Source organism: Amycolatopsis sp. NPDC043885, from assembly GCF_056435685.1.
Window position 1 is genome coordinate 75,261 of the sequence record NZ_JBWKEA010000009.1, and the last position, 20,302, is coordinate 95,562.

At 68.9% G+C, this 20,302-nt stretch carries 24 protein-coding genes and 2 tRNA genes; 13 read left to right on the plus strand and 13 right to left on the minus strand.

Annotated features, from left to right (window positions below):
- Positions 1-2 precede the first annotated feature (2 nt).
- On the plus strand, positions 3-290 hold the full coding sequence (locus AC069I_RS25160) for a hypothetical protein (RefSeq protein ID WP_478266520.1): 288 nt from the start codon (positions 3-5) through the stop codon (positions 288-290).
- Between the two features lie 74 nt (positions 291-364).
- Here AC069I_RS25160 and AC069I_RS25165 read toward each other — a convergent pair whose 3' ends face one another.
- Positions 365-1,006 carry a DUF305 domain-containing protein gene (locus AC069I_RS25165; RefSeq protein WP_478266521.1) on the minus strand — a complete coding sequence of 214 codons (642 nt, stop codon included), beginning with the start codon at positions 1,004-1,006 and terminating at the stop codon, positions 365-367.
- 87 nt (positions 1,007-1,093) lie between these two features.
- On the opposite strand from AC069I_RS25165, the gene AC069I_RS25170 reads away from it, so the two are divergent.
- Positions 1,094-2,548: an LVIVD repeat-containing protein gene (locus AC069I_RS25170; protein ID WP_478229221.1), complete on the plus strand. Its 1,455-nt coding sequence runs from the start codon at positions 1,094-1,096 to the stop codon at positions 2,546-2,548.
- Positions 2,549-2,619: 71 nt separating this feature from the next.
- On the opposite strand, the gene AC069I_RS25175 is transcribed toward AC069I_RS25170, so the two are convergent.
- From AC069I_RS25175 to AC069I_RS25185, 3 genes are read right to left on the minus strand one after another with little or no spacing between them, the layout of a single operon-like run.
- A complete protein-coding gene (locus AC069I_RS25175; protein ID WP_478266522.1) occupies positions 2,620-4,173 on the minus strand; it encodes a glycoside hydrolase family 13 protein in 1,554 nt (517 codons plus the stop codon).
- Entirely contained in the window at positions 4,173-4,568 is a 396-nt protein-coding gene (locus AC069I_RS25180; RefSeq protein WP_125676391.1) for a globin, read from the minus strand. Before AC069I_RS25180 ends, AC069I_RS25175 begins: the two co-directional genes overlap by 1 nt.
- 20 nt (positions 4,569-4,588) lie before the next feature.
- Positions 4,589-5,566: a mechanosensitive ion channel family protein gene (locus tag AC069I_RS25185; RefSeq protein ID WP_478229223.1), complete on the minus strand. Its 978-nt coding sequence runs from the start codon at positions 5,564-5,566 to the stop codon at positions 4,589-4,591.
- A 410-nt stretch (positions 5,567-5,976) separates the two neighbouring features.
- On the opposite strand from AC069I_RS25185, the gene AC069I_RS25190 reads away from it, so the two are divergent.
- Positions 5,977-6,471, plus strand: coding sequence for an HNH endonuclease (locus tag AC069I_RS25190; protein WP_478229224.1), 495 nt, complete (start codon positions 5,977-5,979; stop codon positions 6,469-6,471).
- A 118-nt stretch (positions 6,472-6,589) separates the two neighbouring features.
- Here the strand turns inward: AC069I_RS25190 and AC069I_RS25195 are convergent, their stop codons facing one another.
- Complete coding sequence (locus tag AC069I_RS25195) at positions 6,590-6,952, minus strand: hypothetical protein (protein ID WP_478266523.1); 363 nt, start codon at positions 6,950-6,952, stop codon at positions 6,590-6,592.
- Positions 6,953-7,243: 291 nt separating this feature from the next.
- Between AC069I_RS25195 and ctaJ the strand changes: the two genes are divergently transcribed.
- Together ctaJ and AC069I_RS25205 are read left to right on the plus strand one after the other, a co-directional pair.
- Positions 7,244-7,501, plus strand: coding sequence for an aa3-type cytochrome oxidase subunit CtaJ (gene ctaJ, locus AC069I_RS25200; RefSeq protein ID WP_340687628.1), 258 nt, complete (start codon positions 7,244-7,246; stop codon positions 7,499-7,501).
- Complete coding sequence (locus tag AC069I_RS25205) at positions 7,488-7,970, plus strand: DUF5130 family protein (protein ID WP_478229226.1); 483 nt, start codon at positions 7,488-7,490, stop codon at positions 7,968-7,970. Before ctaJ ends, AC069I_RS25205 begins: the two co-directional genes overlap by 14 nt.
- 73 nt (positions 7,971-8,043) lie before the next feature.
- Here AC069I_RS25205 and pepN read toward each other — a convergent pair whose 3' ends face one another.
- The gene (pepN, locus tag AC069I_RS25210; RefSeq protein WP_478229227.1) at positions 8,044-10,617 is read right to left on the minus strand and encodes an aminopeptidase N; all 2,574 of its coding nucleotides are present in this window, start codon (positions 10,615-10,617) and stop codon (positions 8,044-8,046) included.
- Positions 10,618-10,787: 170 nt separating this feature from the next.
- Between pepN and AC069I_RS25215 the strand changes: the two genes are divergently transcribed.
- Positions 10,788-11,408, plus strand: coding sequence for a mycothiol-dependent nitroreductase Rv2466c family protein (locus AC069I_RS25215; RefSeq protein ID WP_340687630.1), 621 nt, complete (start codon positions 10,788-10,790; stop codon positions 11,406-11,408).
- Here AC069I_RS25215 and AC069I_RS25220 read toward each other — a convergent pair.
- Complete coding sequence (locus AC069I_RS25220; protein ID WP_478266524.1) at positions 11,405-12,208, minus strand: MBL fold metallo-hydrolase; 804 nt, start codon at positions 12,206-12,208, stop codon at positions 11,405-11,407. The two genes, AC069I_RS25215 and AC069I_RS25220, sit on opposite strands and share 4 nt — an antisense overlap.
- Positions 12,205-12,924, minus strand: coding sequence for a 2-phosphosulfolactate phosphatase (locus tag AC069I_RS25225; protein WP_478266525.1), 720 nt, complete (start codon positions 12,922-12,924; stop codon positions 12,205-12,207). Before AC069I_RS25225 ends, AC069I_RS25220 begins: the two co-directional genes overlap by 4 nt.
- 45 nt (positions 12,925-12,969) lie before the next feature.
- Here AC069I_RS25225 and AC069I_RS25230 point away from each other — a divergent pair, with 45 nt between their 5' ends.
- Positions 12,970-13,443: a ribose-5-phosphate isomerase gene (locus AC069I_RS25230; protein ID WP_007034718.1), complete on the plus strand. Its 474-nt coding sequence runs from the start codon at positions 12,970-12,972 to the stop codon at positions 13,441-13,443.
- Position 13,444: 1 nt separating this feature from the next.
- A complete protein-coding gene (locus AC069I_RS25235) occupies positions 13,445-14,254 on the plus strand; it encodes an Fpg/Nei family DNA glycosylase (RefSeq protein ID WP_478266526.1) in 810 nt (269 codons plus the stop codon).
- A gap of 185 nt (positions 14,255-14,439) precedes the next feature.
- Here AC069I_RS25235 and AC069I_RS25240 read toward each other — a convergent pair whose 3' ends face one another.
- Positions 14,440-15,210 carry a hypothetical protein gene (locus AC069I_RS25240; protein WP_340687634.1) on the minus strand — a complete coding sequence of 257 codons (771 nt, stop codon included), beginning with the start codon at positions 15,208-15,210 and terminating at the stop codon, positions 14,440-14,442.
- Positions 15,211-15,320: 110 nt separating this feature from the next.
- Between AC069I_RS25240 and AC069I_RS25245 the strand changes: the two genes are divergently transcribed.
- Both AC069I_RS25245 and AC069I_RS25250 read left to right on the plus strand, forming a co-directional pair.
- Positions 15,321-16,196 carry a TIGR03619 family F420-dependent LLM class oxidoreductase gene (locus AC069I_RS25245; protein ID WP_192745900.1) on the plus strand — a complete coding sequence of 292 codons (876 nt, stop codon included), beginning with the start codon at positions 15,321-15,323 and terminating at the stop codon, positions 16,194-16,196.
- 3 nt (positions 16,197-16,199) lie between these two features.
- Entirely contained in the window at positions 16,200-16,646 is a 447-nt protein-coding gene (locus AC069I_RS25250; protein WP_478229231.1) for a nuclear transport factor 2 family protein, read from the plus strand.
- On the opposite strand, the gene AC069I_RS25255 is transcribed toward AC069I_RS25250, so the two are convergent.
- The 3 genes from AC069I_RS25255 to AC069I_RS25265 form a co-directional block, all read right to left on the minus strand.
- Entirely contained in the window at positions 16,643-17,857 is a 1,215-nt protein-coding gene (locus AC069I_RS25255; protein WP_478266527.1) for an RNA polymerase sigma factor, read from the minus strand. The genes AC069I_RS25250 and AC069I_RS25255 overlap by 4 nt on opposite strands.
- 126 nt (positions 17,858-17,983) lie before the next feature.
- Entirely contained in the window at positions 17,984-18,229 is a 246-nt protein-coding gene (locus AC069I_RS25260) for a TauD/TfdA family dioxygenase (protein ID WP_478229233.1), read from the minus strand.
- Positions 18,230-18,463: 234 nt separating this feature from the next.
- Positions 18,464-18,904: an N-acetyltransferase family protein gene (locus AC069I_RS25265; protein ID WP_478232198.1), complete on the minus strand. Its 441-nt coding sequence runs from the start codon at positions 18,902-18,904 to the stop codon at positions 18,464-18,466.
- A gap of 20 nt (positions 18,905-18,924) precedes the next feature.
- Here AC069I_RS25265 and AC069I_RS25270 point away from each other — a divergent pair, with 20 nt between their 5' ends.
- Positions 18,925-19,323, plus strand: a complete 399-nt coding sequence (locus AC069I_RS25270) for a hypothetical protein (RefSeq protein WP_478266528.1) — start codon at positions 18,925-18,927, stop codon at positions 19,321-19,323.
- A gap of 122 nt (positions 19,324-19,445) precedes the next feature.
- Complete coding sequence (locus AC069I_RS25275; protein ID WP_478266529.1) at positions 19,446-19,838, plus strand: hypothetical protein; 393 nt, start codon at positions 19,446-19,448, stop codon at positions 19,836-19,838.
- A 62-nt stretch (positions 19,839-19,900) separates the two neighbouring features.
- On the opposite strand, the gene AC069I_RS25280 is transcribed toward AC069I_RS25275, so the two are convergent.
- Positions 19,901-19,977, minus strand: a tRNA-Pro gene (locus tag AC069I_RS25280).
- A gap of 84 nt (positions 19,978-20,061) precedes the next feature.
- Between AC069I_RS25280 and AC069I_RS25285 the strand changes: the two genes are divergently transcribed.
- A tRNA-Gly gene (locus tag AC069I_RS25285) sits at positions 20,062-20,135 on the plus strand.
- The last annotated feature ends 167 nt before the right edge of the window (positions 20,136-20,302 follow it).

A 20,302-nucleotide genomic window follows, 5' to 3' on the forward strand; every position in this document is an offset into this window, starting at 1 on the left:
CCATGAGCGATAAGGACGCCGCTAAGGACGGGGAGGACCCGACCGCGGACTTCCTCGCCGAGGTCCGGCCGGAGGAGACCCCGTGGCGGACCGAGCGCCCGCCGGGTGAGGAGGCGCCGGAACGCGCCGAACGCCCGGAGAAGTGGGGACGTGCCAAATCCGCCGGACGGGCCGCGGCGAAGGCGGCTCCCTACGTCCAGGCCGCCGCGCTGGCGACCTGGATCGTCTCGGGCACCCTCGACGACTCCGACGACTCCGGGTTCGACATGGGCTCCTCCGGCGACGCCTGACTCCCGCGTTTCGTCCTCTGAATGCGGTAGTTGGCGTTACGAACTACCGCGTTCAGAGGACGAAACGCGAGGGTTCAGAGCTTTCCGCGCATGGTCTTCATCCGCTCGATCTCGGCGGACTGGCCGGTGATGACCTCCTGCGCCATCTCCTGCGCCTTGATCTCCACACCCTTGCCGAGCTGGGCTTCGGCCATGGTCAGCGCGCCCTGGTGGTGCGCGATCATCAGGTCGAGGAACAGTTTTTCGAACGCCACCCCGTTCGCCGCGCGCAGGTCCGCCAGCTGAGCCTCGGTCGCCATGCCCGGCATGAGCGCGTGATCGTGCCCGCCACCGTGGCCCGCGTGCCCTTCGCCCGGCACCGGCTTGTCGCGGTCGGACAACCAGGTCTTCATCATCGTGACCTCGCCGTCCTGCGCGACCGAGATCCGCCCGGCGATCGCCCGGATCTGCTCGTTCGCCGTCTTTCCCGGCACCAGATCGGTCATCACCTTCGCCTGCTGGTGATGGGGGATCATCATCGTCATGTACTCGACGTCGGCCTCGTTCGGCTGATCGCGGTTCACCGGGGCGGGGGAGCCGGTGCCCGCCTGCTCGCCGGGCTTCCCGGGCACGATCACCGGAGCACTTTGGGCCGGTTGCGCCGGAGTTTCGTCGCCGGTGCAGCCCGAGACTACGAAAGCAGCGGCGACCAGTGCCGATGTCAAACTATTTCTCATCCCGGGAGTTCCTCCGTTGGTCGGTATCTGTTGAGCCTAAATAAGGAATAAGGTGCGCGTAAAGCTGGGTGGAAGGAGAGCCATATCGTGCTGCAGCCTGGGCTGAAACGCCGCTTGACCAGGGTCTTCGTGTCGGCGGCCGCAGTCGCCGCCCTCGGTGCCTCCAGCGCGCTCGCCGCGCCGGCCGTCATCGCCGAACCGTCGGCGACCGCGATTCCGGGCGTGGACGAGATCGTCCACAGCCCCAATCTCCGGTCGATCGCGAACGTCCCGCAGCAGGGACCGTTCACCAAGGACTCGACCGGCACCGACATCGCGTTCACCAAGGGGCACGCGATCGTCGGCACCTACGACGGGTTCAACGTCTTCGACGTCCGCAACCCGTACCGCCCGAAGATCGTCAGCCAGGTCCTCTGCCCCGGCGGGCAGAACGACGTGTCGATCTCCGGGGACCTGCTCTTCCTGTCGACCGACTCGTCGCGCAGCGACAACTCGTGCAACAGCGTCTCGAAGCCCGCCTCGGAGAAGTCGGCGTGGGAGGGCATCAAGATCTTCGACATCTCGAACCTCGCGGCGCCGAAGTACGTAGCGGCGATCGAGACCGACTGCGGTTCGCACACCAACACCCTGGTGCCGGACAAGCGCGGCAAGGACGTCTACATCTACGTCTCGTCGTACGCGCCGGCGGCCAACCTGCCCGACTGCCAGCCGCCGCACGACAAGCTGTCGATCATCAAGGTCCCGGTGAAGGACCCGGCGAAGGCCTCGCTGGTCGCGACGCCGGTGCTGTTCCCGGACGACGGCGGCAACCCCGGTGGTACCAACCCCGACGGCACCCGCCGGTCCGCGACCACCGGTTGCCACGACCTGACGGCGCTGCCGGAGAAGGATCTGATGGCCGGTGCCTGCATGGGTGACGGCGTCCTGCTCGACATCTCCGACCGGCTCAAGCCGCGTGTCCTCAACCGCGTGCAGGACAACGTGAACTTCGCGTTCTGGCACAGCGCCACCTTCAACAACGACGCCACCAAGATCGTCTTCACCGACGAGCTCGGTGGCGGCGGGATGGCGACCTGCCTGGAGAAGTTCGGCTCCACCCGCGGCGCCAACGGCATCTACCAGATCACCGGCCGCGGCGACGACCGCAAGCTGGAGTTCGTCAGCTACTACAAGATCCCGCGCCTGCAGTCCGAGACCGAGAACTGCGTCGCGCACAACGGTTCGCTGATCCCGGTGCCGGGCAAGGACATCATGGTCCAGTCCTGGTACCAGGGCGGCGTCTCGGTGTGGGACTTCACCGACGCGAAGAACCCGAAGGAGATCGCGTTCTGGGAGCGTGGCCCGCTCTCGAACGAGAAGCTCGTCGGCGGCGGGACGTGGTCGGCGTACTGGTACAACGGCCACATCTACTCGTCCGACATCGTGAAGGGGCTGGACGTCCTGGACCTCAACGACTGGCGGACCTTCCCGGCGAAGCTCGTCCGGCAGAACGAGTTCAACGCCCAGACGCAGTACAAGCTGCACCCGGGCTTCAACAAGTGATCCACTAGCGTGCAATGAAAGGCCCCTTCATCGCAAAATTTGCGATGAAGGGGCCTTTCATTGCAGGGGGCTCAGACGAGCCAGGCGGCCGCGTCCGGCGGCAGTTTGCCGTTCACCAGCGGAACGCTCGACAGCAGTACCTCACCCGGCGGCAGCGCGATCGGGCTCGCCGACGTGTTCAGCGCGCACACCAGCCCGCCGCCGCGCCGCCGGAACGCGAAACACCCCGCGGGCGCGCCGTACCATTCGAGGTCGTCGCCGCGGAAAGCCTTGTGCGACTTACGGATCTCGATCGCCCGCCGGTACAGCGACAGCGTCGACGCCGGATCCTCCAGCTGCGCTTCCACGGTCACCGACGCCCACGAAGCGGGCATCGGCAGCCACGTGCGCGGATTGCGCGAGAACCCGAACGGCGGGAGTTCGCCTTCCCACGGCAGCGGCACCCGTGACGCGTCCCGGCCGAACTCGACGCCGGAGATCTTGGCGCGCGGGTCCGCGAGAGCTTCCGGCGGGAGGTCGACGTTGCCGAGCCCCAGTTCTTCGCCGTTGTACAGATAGACCGCTCCGGGCAGCGCTAGCTCGACGAGCGCCATCGCCCGCGCGCGCCGGACGCCGCGTTCACCGTCGCCGTACCGGCTGACCTGCCGCCAGACGTCGTGGTTGCTCAACGTCCAGGTGGCGGGCGCTCCGGCGGACTTCGGCACCGCCAGCGACCGCTCGATGGCCGTCCGCAGCGCGTCCGCGTCGAAATGCGTGAGCACGAGCCGGAAGTTGAACGCCAGGTGCAGCTCGTCGGGCCGCAGGTAGCGCGCGAGACGTTCCTCGTCGGTCACCCAGATCTCGCCGACGGCCATGGTGCCCGGGTACTCGTCGAGAACCTTGCGGATCATCTGGTGGATCTCGTGGACACGGTCGTTGTCGAACCGCGGATCGTAGTACTCGCTCGGCCCGAGCGCGTTCACCCGCGGGTCCATGTCCGGCAGGCCCGGCGGTTTCGCCATGCCGTGCGCGACGTCGACGCGGAAGCCGTCCACGCCGTGGTCCAGCCAGAACCGCAGGGTCCGCTCCAGATCGGCGGCGACCTCGTGGTTGGTCCAGTTCAGGTCCGGCTGCTGCGGCGAGAACAGATGCAGGTACCACTGGCCGTCCGGGACCCGCGTCCACGCCGGGCCGCCGAAAGCGCTGACCCAGTTGTTCGGCGGCTGGTCGCCGCGCGGGCCGAGCCCGTCGCGGAAGATGTAGCGATCCCGTTCCGGGCTGCCCGGCGGCGCAGCCATCGCCGATTTGAACCAGGCGTGGGTGTTGCTGGTGTGGTTGGGGACGACGTCGACGGTGACCTTGATGCCGCGTTTGTGCGCCTCGGTCAGCAGGACGTCGAAATCGCCGAGGGTGCCGAACATCGGGTCGACGTCGCGCGGGTTGGCGATGTCGTAGCCGTGGTCGGCCATGGGGGAGCGGTAGAACGGCGCCAGCCACAGCGCGTCGACCCCGAGCAGCTCCAGGTACCCGAGTTTGCCGCGGATGCCTTCGAGGTCACCGACGCCGTCCCCGTCCGAATCGGCGAACGAGCGTACGTAGACCTGGTAGAACACCGCCTGGGCCCACCAAGCCACGTCGCGTTCCATCACACGAAGCTGTTCATCATGCTGTTGGCGGCCATCTCCAGGTACGCCCACAGCTGCGAGCGGTAGGGCTCCTCGATGTTCTCCTCGTCGACCGCGATCTTGATGCAGCGCAGCCAGGCGTCGCGCTCGATCGGGCCGATCTTGAACGGAGCGTGCCGCATCCGCAGCCGAGGGTGGCCGCGCTGGTCCGAGTAGGTGTGCGGGCCGCCCCAGTACTGCATGAGGAACAGCCGGAAACGCTCCTCGGCCGGGCCGAGGTCCTCCTCGGGGTACAGCGGGCGAAGCACCTCGTCGACCGCCACTTCGGCGTAGAACCGAGCGACGATCCGGGTGAAGACGGGTTCGCCGCCGATCGCTTCGTACAAGGTGGTGGGGTCAGGTTCGGTCACGGACACAGCTCCATTCTGCCCTTGTCCTACTGCCCGGCGGGGCCGGACGCCATGAAGCGCCCCAGAGGTGGCTCGAAGCCTGCTTCGTCGAACGCGGCGAGCAGATGCGCCCGCAGTGCGCGCTGCACGGCCCACTGCTTGCCTGGCCGGACTTTCACCGTCAGGCGGAGCTTGATGCTCTCGGGGGTGACGGTCTCCACGCCGAGCATCTCCGGCGGCTCCAGCACGTTCGGTGCGAGCCCCTCGCTCTCCAGGAGCGTCTTCGCCTTCTCGGCCATCAGCTCGGTGGCCTTCTCGACGTCGGCGGAGTAGCTGAGCGGGACGTCGACGACGGCCACCGCGAAGCCCTGGCTCGAGTTGCCGACCCGCAGCACCTCGCCGTTGCGGACGTACCAGACGGTGCCGTTGATGTCACGCAAGGTGGTGATCCGGAGGCCCACGGCCTCGACGGTGCCGGACGCCTCACCGACGTCGACGACGTCACCGACGCCGTACTGGTCCTCGATCATCATGAACATGCCGGACAGGAAGTCCTTGACCAGGTTCTGCGCGCCGAACCCGAGCGCCACGCCGACGATGCCCGCCGAAGCGATGATCGGCGCGAGGTCGATGCCCAGTTCGCCCAGTACCAGGATGAACGCGAGGCCGTAGATCAGGAACGTCGCCATCGACTTGAGCACCGAGCCGATGGTGGCGGCGCGCTGACGGCGCCGTTCCATCACCGCCGACCCGAGCACTTCGGGAGCCTTCTCCCGCAGCGGTCTCAACAGGGCGGGCAGTTTCGACGAGCCGCTCGGCATCCGAGTCACGCGGTTGATCAGGCGTCGCACCAGGTAGCGCAGCAGGAACGCCACGGCGACGATCATCAGGATCCTGAGCGGCTTCGTCAGCAGCCAGCCCGCGGAGGCGGAGAGCCATTCGTTCTTTGTGACCTGGAACACCTGGTAGCACAGGCTGCCGGCCTCGCGCGTGCAGGCCGGGGGTTCGGTGGGCAGCAGGTTCACGGAGAGGAAATGTCCTTTCGTACTCGGCGGGGATCGGTCACGCCGCTCGGCCCCGGCGGAGGCGGAGCACCCAACTTCAAGTGGCCGCCGGGTCGCGCGCATGTGACACGTCCAGTAACACACGTGCACTTTGGGGCTGATCTGTGGTCGACTATGCCTGCACCGGTGGAGGTGGTCGAGTGCCAGACCGACAACCCATCCCCCTCGGCGTCCCGAGCCAAGCCTTGGCCGGACAGGCGCCGGAGGTCGTGCTGCGCGCCCATCCGGGAGGTGCCCCCTCGCACGGGGCTCCACCGGGCGGGCCGGGAACGCGGCCAGGGGGTGTTGCCCGCCCGCCCGGACAGCGTAGAGGGCGGGACCCGTCGACCACGGCGGCACCCACCACGAATTCGTGGGGCCGCAGACGGGTATTGCTGTTGAACGCCACGTTCGAACCGCTCACGGCGCTGCCGTTGCGGCGGGCGGTGGTCCTCGTGATGTGCGGCAAGGCCGAGGTGGTGCACGGCGACCCGGCGGGGCTCGAACTGCACGCCGCCACGGTTTCGCTGCCCGTGCCTTCGGTGATCCGGCTGAGCACCTACGTGCGCGTGCCCTACCGCGCGCAGGTGCCGCTGACCCGGGCCGGGCTGATGCACCGCGACCGGTACCGCTGCGCCTACTGCGGAGGGCGGGCCGAGACGATCGACCACGTCCTCCCGCGCAGTCGCGGTGGCCCCCACAGTTGGACGAACTGCGTGGCCTGCTGTGCCAAGTGCAACCACCGGAAAGCGGACAAGCTGCTTTCCGAGATCGGCTGGCGCCTGCGCGTCGTGCCGAGGGCCCCGCACGGGCCGCACTGGCGGCTGCTCGCGCATTCGAAGGAGGCCGACCCGTTGTGGCGGCCGTACCTGGGAACCGCGGCCTGATCGCATTGTGAACACGTCGGCGCCCCGGCTGCCTCGCGGCGGCCGGGGCGGGCCGATGATGCCGTGGTGAAGCTCGTTACGAGTGCGCCGTCCCCTGCTTAGCCGGTCGTGCTCGATCTCAGGCGGCGAGCGAGAAGTCGCTCTGGCAGGTGACGCGGGTGCCACGGGTGACCCGGGTGCCGCGAGTGACACGCGTGCCGCAGGTGACGCGCGTTCCGGCGGTCACGCGGGTGCCTCGGGTGACGCGGGTGACCCGGGTTCCGGCGGTGACGCGAGTGCCTCGGGTGACGCGGGTGCCGCGGGTGACGCGGGTGCCGCGGGTGACCCGGGTTCCGGCGGTGACCCGCGTACCGCGAGTGACACGAGTACCGCGCGTAACCCGTGTGCCCGCCGTCACACGCGTACCGGGGACGAATTCAATTTCGAAGAGTGACGAAATGTCGTCGATGATCGCCTGGCCGGGTGTCTGGGTGCTCTGCATGACATATCCTCCTGCGACCGGTGCGTTACCTGCTGGGGTGGGGGAGCTGGGCGCAAGGCCCGTACAGGTGAAAAAGCTACGAGGATTTCAAGGCCGCGACAAGACGACAGCGCCGGGTGCGGCCGCCCGTACGTTGAGTTGCAACCTTTCGGCCTTGCGGGCTTCGCCCCAACGTGGGAGCGCTTTCGCGGCAAGCGGCGGACGGCCCCCTCCGGACGACGAGCGGTAGGTGCCGCGGCCCATACCCGTGCGAGCGGGTGCGGCCTCGCGCCATCGGATACGCTCACGCGCGTGAACCTTGTCGAGACGATCCTGGTCTTCGCGGTGATCCCCTTGGTCATCTACGCGCTTTGCGGGGTGGCCACGCTGCGGTCGAAGGGCGCGGGCGCCGCCCGGTACCGGCCGGGGCAGCCGTGGGAGTACCCGGCCATGTGGTGGAGCGCCAACCCCGACGGTGTCGGCGCCAGGCATTCGCACGCGGGCGGCGCGACCGCCGTGGGTGCGGCGGACGGAGCTTCGGTGACGGGAGGCGCTCGTGGCAACTGGTGAACTGACCCATTCGTCCACCGCTGTTGACGAAGAGCCCGGTTACGGCGCCGCCGTTACTTCGAGCGGCCGGATTTCCGCCGCCAAGATGTACGAACCGGCTGGTCCGAACAGCCCATTCACGACCCAGCAGCTTGCCCGGCTGGACGAGGCGCTGACCCTGGCCAGCCGCGAGACCGGCCTGGACTTCAGTGTGTACCTCGGTGACCTCGGCGAGGACACCCGCGCCACCGCCGAAGGCCTGCTGAGCTCGACCGACAACCCGGCCGACGGCGTGATCGTCGCCGTGTCGCCCGGCCAGCGCGTCATCGAGATCGTGACGGGCTCGCAGGCCCGGCACCGCCTGCCCGACCGCGGCGCGAAGCTCGCCGTGGCCAGCATGGTCGCCTCCTTCAAGGAAGGCGACCTCATCGGCGGCCTCGTGAACGCCCTCCGCATGCTGAGCGACCAGGCGGGCGCTCCGCAGCACTGACGCTCTCAAGTGCAATGAAAGGTCCCTTCCTTGCAAAATTTGCAAGGAAGGGACCTTTCATTGCGTTACGGGACTAGATCCCGGCCTGCGAGTCGAACTCTCGGGCGGCCAGCGCCCGCACGATCCCGGCCCGGCCTTCCGACACGAGACGGCGCAGCGCCGCCGGGTGCTCCCCGGCCAGCCACTCGTCCGACGCCTCCACCGTCGACGGCTCGACGGCCCACGACGGGTACAGCCCGACCACGGTCGGCTGCGCCCGCTCGCTGGACCGCCGCTGCCACACCTCGTCGATGACCTCGAAGTAGCGCGTCACGTAGCCGCCGAGCAGGTGCTTCTGGCCGGGGTGGGAGAAGCCGGTGATGAGCGAGTCGCTGACCGCGTTCGGCAGCTCGTCGTCGTACACCGCCCGCTGCCACGCGTCGGCCTTCGCTTCCTCGGTCGGCCGCAGCGCCCGCGAGCGCTCCGCCTGACGTCGTCCGGCGGCGGTGTCGTCCTTGGTGAGTTCCGCGTCGATCTCGGGGTTCTCCGCCTTGCCGTGCGCGACCAGCGCGTGCAGCAGGCGCCAGCGCAGGTCGGTGTCGACGGTCAGGCCCTCCAGCGGCGCCGTGCCGTCGAGCCAGCCCGCGATGATCGCCAGCGTCTTGTCGTCGAGCACGCATCCGGCGAGCGAGTTCACGAACGCCAGCTGGTGGTCCGAACCGGCCTCGGCGCCTTGCGCCAGCTCCAGCAGCCGGGCGGAGAACTCCGGCCAGCCCTTGTCCGCCGCCCACGCCGGGTTCGCGTACGAGTTCAGCGCCGTCTGCGCCTGCAGCAGCAGCCGCTGCACCACGCCGACCTCGGTCTCGGTGTGCACGCCGCGCTGCACCAGGGTGACGAAGTCGCGGGCCTTGAGCTCGGCCTCGCGCGTCATCTCCCACGCCGCCGACCAGCACAGCGTGCGGGGCAGCGGTTCGGTGATGTCGGCGATGCGGTCGATCAGCGTGGTCAGCGACGCCGGGTCGAGCCGCATCGTGCAGTAGGTCAGGTCGTCGTCGTTGACCAGCACGAGCTTGCCTGCCGGGAGACCGATCAGCCCCGGTACCTCGGTGCGCTCGCCGTCGACGTCGAGTTCGACGCGGTACTTGCGGACGATCTTGCCGTTCTCGTCCTCGTCGTAGACGCCGACCGCGACCCGGTGTGTCCGCAGCTCACCGGCACCCGGCTTGGCGCCGGTCTGGGTGACGGCGAACGAGGTGTACGTGCCGTCGGCGCCGACCTCGTAGCGCGGGCTCAGCGAGTTGAGACCGGTGGTCTCCAGCCACTGCGCGCTCCACCACGACAGGTCGCGGCCCGAGGCCGCTTCCAGCGCGCCCAGCAGGTCCGCCAGGGTCGCGTTGCCCCAGGCGTGCTTGCCGAAGTAGACCTTGAGGCCTTCGAGGAAGTGCTCGAGCCCGACGTAGGCGACGAGCTGCTTGAGCACGCTCGCGCCCTTGGCGTAGGTGATGCCGTCGAAGTTCACCTCGACCGCGTGCAGGTCGACGATGTCCGCGGCGATCGGATGCGTCGAGGGCAGCTGGTCCTGCCGGTACGCCCACGACTTCTCGATGTTCGCGAAGCTGGTCCACGCGTTCTTGTACTCGGTGGCCTCGGCCTGGGCCAGCACACTCGCGAAGGTCGCGAATGACTCGTTCAGCCACAGGTCGTCCCACCAGCGCATGGTGACCAGGTCGCCGAACCACATGTGCGCCATCTCGTGCAGCAGCGTCTCGGCGCGGCGCTCGTAGGCGTAGCGGGTGACGCGGCTGCGGAAGACGTAGTCCTCCAGGAACGTGACCGCGCCGGCGTTCTCCATCGCGCCCGCGTTGAACTCCGGCACGAACAGCTGGTCGTACTTGGAGAACGGGTACGGGGTCGCGAACTTCTCGTGGTAGAAGGCGAAACCCTGCTTGGTCTCGGTGAAGAGCTTGTCCGCGTCCATGTGCTCGGCGAGCGAGGCGCGGCAGTAGATGCCCAGCGGGATGGTGCGGTGCTCGTCGGTGAATTCGTCGCGCCACTCGCTGTACGGGCCCGCGATCAGCGCGACCAGGTAGGTCGAGATCCGCTCGGACACCTTGAACACGGTGCGGACGGCCCCTTCCGGGGTCTCCTCGGCCGACTCGACCAGCGCGTTCGAAATGACCTTCCAGTCCTTCGGCGCGGTCACGGTGAGCCGGTAGACCGACTTGAGGTCGGGCTGGTCGAAGCAGGCGAACATGCGCTTCGCGTCCGCGGTCTCGAACTGCGTGTAGAGGTAGACGCCGTCGTCGACCGGGTCGACGAACCGGTGCAGGCCCTCGCCGGTGTTCATGTACCGGCAGACCGCGTCCACGACGAGCTCGTTCGACTCGGCGAGCGCGGGCAGCTCGACGCCCTTGTCCTCGACGTACCCGCTGACGTCGAGTTCCGTCCCGTTGAGGACGGCCGACTCGATCCCCTCGGCGACGATGTCGACCCACGACGCTTCGCCGCTTCTGGCGCTGGCGAACTTGATCGTCGTCTTCGACGTGAAGGTCTTCTCACCGGGACCGCCGCGGCCGTCGGTCAGATCCAGCTCGATGTCGTAGGACTCGACGTCGAGCAGCTCCGCGCGCAGCTTGGCTTGGTCTCGGGTCAGGTTGGGGGCGGGCACTGGCACCTCTGGTCATCGGTATCGGTTTTGGTTTCCAACTACAGGCATCCAATCATGTCGAGGCCCGTGCTGACGACGGGAACAACGCCGACGGCCGCGATGTTGGCTCGCTGTGTAGCACCCTGTGTGTGTACCGGCCCACCCCAAGACGATGGCACTGGGAGAACCTGATGACCGCCCCGTCCGAGAAGACCAAGGTCGACTTCTACTTCGATCCGATCTGTCCCTTCGCCTGGATCAGCTCGCGCTGGATCCTCGAAGTGGAGAAGCACCGCGACCTCGACCTGAGGTTCCGGATCATGAGCCTGTCCGAGCTCAACAGCGGCCGCGACGACCTGCCTGAGCAGTACAAGGAGCTCTTGGACCGCGGCTGGGGCCCCGTCCGCGTCGCCACCGCGCTCGCGCAGAAGAACGGCGAGGAGGCCCTGCGCGACTTCTACACGGAGTTCGGCACGCGCCACCACAACCAGGGCGACAAGGACATCCCGAAGGTCATCAAGGAGACCCTCGAAGCCATCGGCGCGCCGGCCGAACTGGCCGACGCCGCGGAGTCGGCCGAGTACGACGAAGCGCTGAGGAAGAGTCACTACGAAGGTATGAATCCGGTCGGAATGGACGTCGGCACCCCGACCATCCACATCGACGGAGTCGCCTTCTTCGGCCCGGTGCTCAGCTCGATCCCGCGTGGCGAGGACGCCGTCAAGGTCTTCGATGGCGCCCGCGCGCTGGCGAGCTACCCGGACTTCTTCGAGCTGAAGCGCACCCGGTCCGGTGAGCTGAACTTCGACTAAGGCGTTTCCAGGGCGGCCTTGGTGACATCGCCGGGGTAGGAGGACCTCGCGACGGCTTCGTCCGTCGTGAGGTCTCCCGCCGCGATCCGGTTCTTGAGCGCGACAAGTTCGCGCAGCCCGTCGCGGTGCTTCTCGATGAACGCGGTATCGACGGGGTCCCCGTGCCCGGCCACGATGATCTTCGGCTCCAGCGCGAGGATCGCGTCCATCACGCCGGGCCATTCGGCCAGGAAACTGCCGTCGTTGAACGAGAACGCGCTGAAGCCTGCTTCGGCGTTCTCGACGGCGTCGCCCGCGTAGACGACTCCCGCGTCCGGCACGTGCACGAACAGGTCGTGATCGGTGTGCGCCCGGCCGGGGAACCGCAGCACGGCGGCGCGGCCGCCGAGGTCGATCTCGGCGCTGTCGGTGACGGGCTTGTCCGGCAGGGTGATCTCGGTGCGCTCCAGCGCCTCCGCCATCTCAGGCCGGTTTTCGCCGAGGTAGTGCTGGATCCACTTGCGTCGCGCGCCGTCGCCGTAGGTGGCCAGCTCCGTCAGGCACCCTTCGTGCGCCCAGACGTCGCACGGCAGGAACGCCGTCGTGCCGAAGGCGTGATCGAAATGCGCGTGGGTGTAGACGACCGACCACGGCAGCGGCGTGATCTCCCGTACCGCCGCGGCCAGTTCGGCGCCCTGGTCGACGTCGCCGCGGACGTCGACGACCAGGCAGCGCTCACTGCCCACGACGAGGCCGACGGTCAGGTCCAGCTCCTCGTAACGGCGGGCGTACACGCCGTCCGCGAGTTCGAGCCAAGTCACGAATCCTCCAGAATTCCGTTGCGCAGCACAGGAACCGTGCCGCTGCTATCGAGCATCGCGGCGAGTCGCACGTCGTTCGCGTGCCCGGCCGCGGCGAGCTCGCGTCCCGAAGAACAGTCTGTCAGTGCTTCGGCGATGTCGATCGCTTTTGCCGCGATGGCGGCGAGACGGGCTTCGGCGGACAGCCGGCCGTAGCCGTCCAGCGCCGAGACGATCGCTCCCGCGCCGAGCTGGTCCTCGACGCACGGCCTCAGCGGCCCGAACGTCTTGGTTTCGGTGCGGATGTCGATGCCCCAGCGTTCCCCGGCCGGGACGACGCCGATCGGCCGACCGTTCGCCAGCTCCGCCGCGCGGGCGGCGACGGCGGCCGCGTTGCGCAGGCATCCCGCCAGGACGACGGCACCGGTCGTGGCGGCGGTGTCGCACAGCGTGGCGCCGTTGGGCGAGGGGAGCGCCAGGAGGGTGCCGGAAGGGATTTCCGTCACAGACGAAGGTCGTAAGGTCCAGTGTTCTTCACCCGCGAGGATGGCGCCTCGCGCTTTCGCGGCCTCCTCACCGCGCTGGTCGCGCCAGCGGACCGGCAGCACGCGGCCGCCGTTGCCGAGCACGAGATCCGTTGTGGTGCAGAAGGAAAGCACGTCGACGATGACGAGAACGGCGCAGCCCGCGCCCAGGGCGGTGACGCCCTCGCTTCCCCATTCGAGCCTGATGTCCACCCCCACAGCATGCTCGCCCCGGAACGTGATGGCAGACTCCGCGCTGTGCGTGTTTACCTTGGCTCTGACCATGCCGGTTTCGAACTGAAGAACCACCTCGTGGCCCACCTCAAGGAGCAGGGCCACGACGTCGAGGACGTCGGTCCCTTCGTCTACGACGCGGCCGACGACTACCCCGCCTTCTGCATCGAGGCGGCCCGTCGTGTCGTCGCGGACGAGGGCAGCCTCGGAATCGTCGTCGGCGGCTCCGGCAACGGCGAGCAGATCGCGGCCAACAAGGTGAAGGGCGCTCGCGCCGGCCTCGCGTGGAGCGTCGAGACCGCGAAGCTCACCCGCGAGCACAACCACGCCCAGCTGATCGGCGTCGGCGCGCGGATGCACACCACCGAAGAGGCCACGGAGATCGTCGAGGCGTTCCTCGCGACCCCGCCGAGCCCGGACGAGCGCCACGGCCGCCGCGTCCAGCAGATCCTGGACTACGAGAACACCGGCTGGCCGCCGCCGCTGCCCGAGCACTGACATGCCCGAGGGGCACACGCTCCATCGCTTGGCACGTCTGCACAAACGCCGTTTCGCCGGGCACCCGGTCGAGGTGAGCAGTCCGCAAGGACGCTTCGCCGCCGAAGCGTCCCGTTTGGACGGCCGGGTGCTGGTGAAGGCCGAGGCGTACGGAAAGCACCTGTTCCACGACTACGGTCCACACGGGACGGTGCATGTCCACCTCGGCCTCTACGGCACGTTTTCCGACGTGCCGCTGCCCGTTTCCGAGCCCGTCGGACAGGTGCGGATGCGGCTGGTCGGCCCGACGCATTCGGCCGACCTGCGCGGCCCGAACCAGTGCGAATTGATGGACGGGCCCCAAGTCGACGCGATCAAGGCGCGGCTGGGCCCGGATCCGCTGCGCCGGGACGCGAAGCCGGAGAAGGCGTGGGAGCGGATTTCGCGGTCGAAGACGTCGATCGCGGCACTGCTGATGGACCAGTCGGTGCTGGCGGGCGTCGGCAACGTGTATCGCGCCGAAGTGCTGTTCCGGCACGGTGTCGCCCCGCTCGTCCCCGGCCGCGCGCTCGATCGCGGGCTGTGGGACGACATGTGGGCGGATCTCGTGACGCTCATGCGGCACGGTGTCCGGGTGGGACGGATCGACACGGTCGCGCCGGAGCACCTGCCCGAGGCCACGGGCCGCGCGCCGCGGCAGGACCGGCACGGGGGCGAGGTCTACGTCTACCGGCGCGAAGGGATGCCTTGTCTCGTGTGCGGGACGGCGGTGCTGCGGAGCGATCTGGCGGCGCGGAACCTCTTCTGGTGCCCGACGTGCCAGCCCGCCTGACGTCGGCACCGACCCCTACCTGACCGACGGCCACGCTCGCCAAAGTTTGCGAAAGCCACTTTCGCAACGTGCCACAGTGGCCTGACACCGCGACGTTGGCCGGGCGGATCGACATAAGCCGTGAAGGCCTCCTTCCCTACCTTGAGAGTAGGGAAGGAGGCCTTCACGGACCCGGCAGCAGCGGGCTAGAAGTCGAACCCGCCGCCGTCGAAACCGCCGCCATCGAAGCCGCCGCCGTCGAATCCACCGGCGTCCCCGCCCATGTCGCCTCCGGCGTCGCCGCCCGCGTCCGCGGCCGCGTCCTCCTGGCCCGCGTCATAGCCCGATTCCCAGGCCGACGCGCTCGCGATCCCCGCCATCCCGGAGAACATCGCGCTGAACAGCAGCATCGAACCGAGCCCCCAGGCACCGGCGACGAGCGCGGGCTTCCACCACGGCTCGCTGTACCAGCCCTGCGGCACCGGACGGCCGGCCACGCGGCCACCGGGGTAGTAGTGCGGCGTCCGCTGGCTCGGGTCCGGCGAAGCCTCGTAGTGCTCGCCCTCGACGTCGACCGAGCGGTACTCGGTGACCTTGCCCGCCCGGTCGCGCTCTTCGCTGCCGGGCAGTTCCGGACCGGGGTCCATGCCCATCGCGAGGCGGGCCGCGCGGACGTAGTAGAGCCCTTCGATGGCGGTCTCGCGCACCAGACGGGCCTGTTCGATGGTCTGCGCCTGCTCCATCTGGGAGCCTGCCGCGGTGAAGCGTTCGGACGCGTCCGCCATCGCCTGCTGGGAGGCGGTGTCCGTGCCGGTGAGGTTCATGACCTGACCGCCGAGCCGCTCGACGAGGCGCCGCGCGTCGGCCTTCGCGTCGTCCAGCTGGCGCTTCTTGGCCGCCGCCTGGGATTTCGCGAAGTAGATGCCGCCGCCGACCACGACGACGAGGAGCACGATCAGGAAGATCGCGGTGCCCATGGGTTCACTCCAGGAATCGTTCGGCCTTTGCCCGGATCAACGCCGAGAGCCCGCCGGTGGTTCCCGCGCGCACTGGCGGGAGAAACTAGAACACGTTATAGTTCGGCTCCATGAAGTTCACCCTGTCGATCGCGATGAACCCGCTCGATCAGCTGGGCGAGCTCGCCCGTGCGGCCGAAGAGGCGGGTTTCTCCTCGATCGCGCTCCCGGATTCCCTGTTCTATTCCGAAACGGTCTCGGCCGACTATCCGTACACGCCCGACGGCAGCCGCTTCTGGACCGAGGAGACGCCCTGGGCCGATCCGCTGATCGCGGCCGCGTCGATGGGCGCGGTCACCGAACGGCTCACCTTCTACACCTCCGTGCTCAAACTCGGCTCCCGCAACCCGGTCCTGCTCGCGCGTCAGGTCAACTCGGTCGCGGCGCTGACGGGCGGCCGCTTCGGGCTCGGTCTCGGCGTCGGCTGGTCGCCGGAGGAATTCCGCTGGTGCGGCGCGCCGTACGAAAAACGCGGCAAACGCGTGGACGAGGCCATCGAGGTGCTGCGCCTGATCCTCGACGGCGGGATGGTCGAATTCCACGGCGAGTTCTTCGACTTCGACAAGCTCCGGATGAGCCCGACGCCGCCGTCGCGGGTGCCGTTCTACATCGGCGGGCACACCGACGTGGCGCTGCGCCGGGCCGCGCGCGTCGCCGACGGCTGGTCGTCGGCGATGATGAAGTTCGACGACCTCCGCGACACGATCGCCAAACTGCGCGGGCTGCTGGCCGACCAGGGCCGCGCCGACGATCCCTTCGAGTACCAGGCCGTCTGCATCGACAAGTTCGGTCTCGACGGCTACCGCGAGCAGGGCGACATCGGCGTCACCGACATCATCACCATGCCGTGGGTGTTCGACGGCCTCGGTTTCGACGCCGAAGTCGGCCCCAAGCTGGATTCCATCAAGAAGTTCGGCGACGAGATCATCGCGAAGATCGGAGACTGAACCATGGGTGTCGACGTCTGCTGGGATCCGTCCGCCGCGCAGCCGCCCGCGCGCCAGGCCGCGTTCCGCTCGATGACCGCCGTCACCGCCGGGGACAAGGCCGCCTGGCTCGCGCTCTTCGCCGGAGACGCCGTCGTCGAGGACCCGGTCGGCCCGTCGATGTTCGACGAGGAGGGCAAAGGGCATCACGGGCAGGACGGGATCAGTGCCTTCTGGGACAAGACGATCGCGAACGTCGAACGCTTCCGGTTCACCATCCGCGATTCGCACGCGGCCGGTGACGAGGTCGCGAACGTCGGCACGATCACGACGTACTTGCCCGGCGGCTACCGCGTGGACACCGACGGCGTGTTCGTCTACCGGGTGCGCGAAGACGGGCTGATCGTGTCGATGCGCGCGTTCTGGGAAACCGAGCGTGCCATGGCCACGGCCCGCAAGGACACGGCCTAGCCGAGCCGCTCCGCGCGCCGCGTCAGGTACTGCTTCTCCGGTTCGCTCGCGGTCTTGCCGGCGGCCCGGAGGTAGGCCTCGCGCGCGGCGCCGGTGTCCCCGGCCAGTTCCAGCAGATGTCCTCGCACGGAATCGAGCCGGTGGGTCTGGCTCATCCGGCTGTCGTCGTCGAGCGTGGCCAGCAGTTCGAGGCCCGCTCCCGGCCCGTTGACCTCGGCGACCGCGACGGCGCGGTTGAGCGTGACGACCGGGCCGGGCGAGACCTTCTCGAGCACGTCGTAGAGCGCGAGGATCTGCGACCAGTCCGTGTCCGCCGCGGTGGGCGCCTCGTCGTGGACGGCGGCGATCGCGGCCTGCACCTGGTACGGCCCGACCGGGCCCGCCTCCAGGGCCTCGCTCACCAGCGACACACCTTCGGCGATCATTTCCGCGTTCCAGCGCGAACGGTCCTGCTCGGCGAGGGAAACGAGCGAGCCGTCCTCACCGGCGCGGGCGCCGCGGCGGGCGTCGGTCAGCAGCATGAGCGCGAGCAGGCCGGTGACCTCGTCCTCGTCCGGCATGAGCCGCCGGAGCAGCCGGGTCAGCCGGATCGCTTCGGCGGTCAGGTCCGCGCGGCGCAGGTCGGGGCCGCCGCTGGTCGTGTAGCCCTCGTTGAAGATCAGGTACAGGACCTGGAGGACGACTCGGAGCCGTTCGGCCAGTTCTCCGGCGGGCGGCAGGACGAACTCGGCGCCCGCCTTCTTGATGGTCTGTTTCGCCCGGCTGATCCGCTGGGCCAGCGTCGATTCCGGGACGAGGAAAGCGTTCGCGATCTCGCCCGTGGTCAGGCCGCCGACGGCGCGCAGGGTGAGCGCCAGTTGCGACGGCGGGGACAGGGAAGGGTGGCAGCACAGGAAGAGGACGGTGAGCGTGTCGTCCGAATCGGACACAGGGGACGGGGCGAGGTCCAGCAGCGCGTTGTTCTCCTCGCGCCGCCGTCGCGCGCTCTCGCTGCGCCACTCGTCCACCAGCCGCCGGGAGGCGACCGTCGCGAGCCAGGATTTCGGACTGTCCGGGATACCCTGCTCCGGCCATTGCTGCGCGGCCGAGAGCAGGGCTTCCTGGACGGCGTCCTCGCAGGCGTCGAACTGCCCGTGCTTGCGCACCAGCAACCCGATGACCTGCGGGGCCAGCTCCCGCAGGAGCGCTTCCACCTGACGATCGTCCTTCACGACGCCAGTCTTACCTCATGCGCGCCGTCAGGCGGCGGGGGAGTAGTGCGAAGCGTCGCCTTCGAGGGATTCGCTCGGCAGCCCGTCGATGCGTAGGACTGCAGCAGCCGCAGGATGTCCCGCGACTCACCCTTGGACAGCCCCGCGCTCGCCGGTCACCGGATGCACCCGCACCACCGGGTGGACCGTGCGGAACTTCCGCGACACGAACACCTTGCGGCGTTCCTGCTCCGCCTCGTCGAGGGTCTCCGGCGCCTTCGCGCAGTCGTAGTCGTCGGTGTGCTCGGCGCGCAGCGTGTCCGCGAACGCCCGGAGCGGTTCGGGCAGGTCGCGGTAGGCGGCGGCCGAGTTGGCGATCAGCGTTTCACTCATCGATGGCGCCCCCGCGCAGGAGGGACGACCAGGCTGCGCAGCGTGCTGGCCTTCGGCGGGTCGAGCACGAAGGTGACGTCGGTGTGCCACTGGTTCGCGCGGCGCGATGGTGCTGCGCGCGATCGCCCCTTCGTCCGGCACCGCGCCGGCACTGGCGCTCCGCCTGCCGGTCACGGTGCCGATGTTCGCAAGCGGGTGCTGGTGGGCCTAGGGCCTCTCAGCATCCGGGAGTGGTCAGGCGGTCAACCTTCGGATGAACCGGGCGCTGCGCTCACAATGGTCGTCGTATCCCCGCGCGCGATAGAAGGCGTGCGCGGCGGTCCGGTGGCGGGAGCTGGTGACCTCCATGGTGTCGCAGCCCAAGCGCAGCGCCTCCGCTTCGGCCGCGGCGACCAGCTCGCGTCCGATACCCGAGCCTCGCCGGGTCTCGTCCACCACCAAGGCCACGATCCGCCCGCCCGAACCCGGCCGCTCCAGAAGTGGGATCGCGACCACCGCGACGACACCGACCACCTTGCCGTCCGCCTCGGCGACGAACGCGGCACCTTCGGGATGCCGGGCCCAGCGTTCGAGCCGGCCGCGCACGTCCTCCACGTCGTTGTCCGGGTAGCCCAGCTCGGTGAGGAGGGCGGTCACGGCGGGGGCGTCGGTGCTGAGGGCGTGGCGGATTTCCATGATCCTCATCCTGCCCGGATTTGCGACGGCCGCATCGGAGCTTCGAGAACCCGCCCGCGTTGCCCCACGCCGCGGTCGTCGAGACGCTGGAGCGTGCCCTGCGGGACAGATCGTTCGAAGGCGAGGCGGCGGAGACCTTGGTCGGGACCGCGTTGAATGACGACGACTACGCGTTCGTCGAGCCTTGGTGTGCCGAGGTGGGGACACGGGCCGAGCCGGGCGGCCCTTTGCTCGGGCTCGCAGGGTTGTGCTGGGGGCATACCGCTCGGCGCTTCGGGCGGCTCGGCGACGAGGCGGCGAAACTCGCCGAATCTCTGGCCGCCCGCGCGGAAGCGGACCCGGCCGACGTGGACGGGCGGGCGATGGACGGTTTCGACGACGTCCGGAGCTTCCTGCGCTTGTGGCCCTCCCAAGGCTGAGCCGGCGCCGCCGACGACCTTGGCACATCCCGGCCACGCGACTCGCCGCATGTCGTCGGTCGGTCGACGCGCTGCACGAGCTCTGCTCCTTCTCATCGACTCCAGCCGAGGACTACCTCGACATGGATTGGTGGCCTGCCACCCTGGAACGGGCTTGGGCGCTGACCGGAGCCGATGGCCGGACCTTGGCACGGCTGCGGCGTTGTTTCAGCGGTGAGGAAGAAGTCAACCCGGCCTACCGGGATCATCCCGACACGATCTGGGAACACCCGGTGACCGCGTTGGAGCCACCGCAGGTCGGCGAGGTCACCGAAGCGTTGCGTGCCGTGACACCCGATGCGGTCCGTGCCGTCGTGCCGTCGGACCCGGACCGGATCGAGGCCGAGCTGGGCAAGAGCGCGCTGGGTATGGGCGGTGATCTGGCCGGACAACTGACTCGGGAACACACCGTCCTACGCGACTTCTACGAGGAAGCCGCCCGCCGTCGACTGGCAATCGTGCTGTGGTGGGACTGAGCGTTCCGACGTCGCCGAGCGGCGGTATCCGAAAGGGCCGAACCCGCAGGTCCGGCCCCATCTGGTCGGGATGACAGGATTTGAACCTGCGACCCTCCGCTCCCAAAGCGGATGCGCTACCAAGCTGCGCCACATCCCGTGACTTCCCCGATCTCCCGGGGGGTGTGCGCACAGCCTAGCGGGTCACGCTAAGCTGTTTTCGCACCCGGTACTCCGGGGGCACGCGGGTGTAGCTCAATGGTAGAGCCCTAGTCTTCCAAACTAGCTACGCGGGTTCGATTCCCGTCACCCGCTCCACAGCTTCACATCCGAACCCGCAGGCGCCTGGCCTGCGGGTTCTTTTGTGTAGAGGGAAGCATCGGCCGGGGTGGTCGTGAGTGGCGTTTCGGGTTAGAACCCCAAAAACCCCCCCCCACCCCCCCCCGCCCAAGCTCCCCCCCCGCCCACCCCCCGCCCCTCCCACC

Excerpts from the sequence above, each read along its gene's own strand:
- AC069I_RS25160 (WP_478266520.1), top strand. The coding sequence starts at position 3 with ATGAGCGATAAGGACGCCGCTAAGGACGGGGAGGACCCGACCGCGGAC.
- AC069I_RS25245 (WP_192745900.1), top strand. The coding sequence starts at position 15,321 with ATGAAGTTCACCCTGTCGATCGCGATGAACCCGCTCGATCAGCTGGGC.
- AC069I_RS25175 (WP_478266522.1), bottom strand. The coding sequence starts at position 4,173 with ATGGAACGCGACGTGGCTTGGTGGGCCCAGGCGGTGTTCTACCAGGTC.
- AC069I_RS25195 (WP_478266523.1), bottom strand. The coding sequence starts at position 6,952 with ATGCAGAGCACCCAGACACCCGGCCAGGCGATCATCGACGACATTTCG.
- AC069I_RS25250 (WP_478229231.1), top strand. The coding sequence starts at position 16,200 with ATGGGTGTCGACGTCTGCTGGGATCCGTCCGCCGCGCAGCCGCCCGCG.
- AC069I_RS25165 (WP_478266521.1), bottom strand. The coding sequence starts at position 1,006 with ATGAGAAATAGTTTGACATCGGCACTGGTCGCCGCTGCTTTCGTAGTC.
- AC069I_RS25240 (WP_340687634.1), bottom strand. The coding sequence starts at position 15,210 with ATGGGCACCGCGATCTTCCTGATCGTGCTCCTCGTCGTCGTGGTCGGC.
- AC069I_RS25265 (WP_478232198.1), bottom strand. The coding sequence starts at position 18,904 with ATGGAAATCCGCCACGCCCTCAGCACCGACGCCCCCGCCGTGACCGCC.
- AC069I_RS25275 (WP_478266529.1), top strand. The coding sequence starts at position 19,446 with ATGGATTGGTGGCCTGCCACCCTGGAACGGGCTTGGGCGCTGACCGGA.
- AC069I_RS25215 (WP_340687630.1), top strand. The coding sequence starts at position 10,788 with ATGACCGCCCCGTCCGAGAAGACCAAGGTCGACTTCTACTTCGATCCG.
- AC069I_RS25260 (WP_478229233.1), bottom strand. The coding sequence starts at position 18,229 with ATGAGTGAAACGCTGATCGCCAACTCGGCCGCCGCCTACCGCGACCTG.
- AC069I_RS25235 (WP_478266526.1), top strand. The coding sequence starts at position 13,445 with ATGCCCGAGGGGCACACGCTCCATCGCTTGGCACGTCTGCACAAACGC.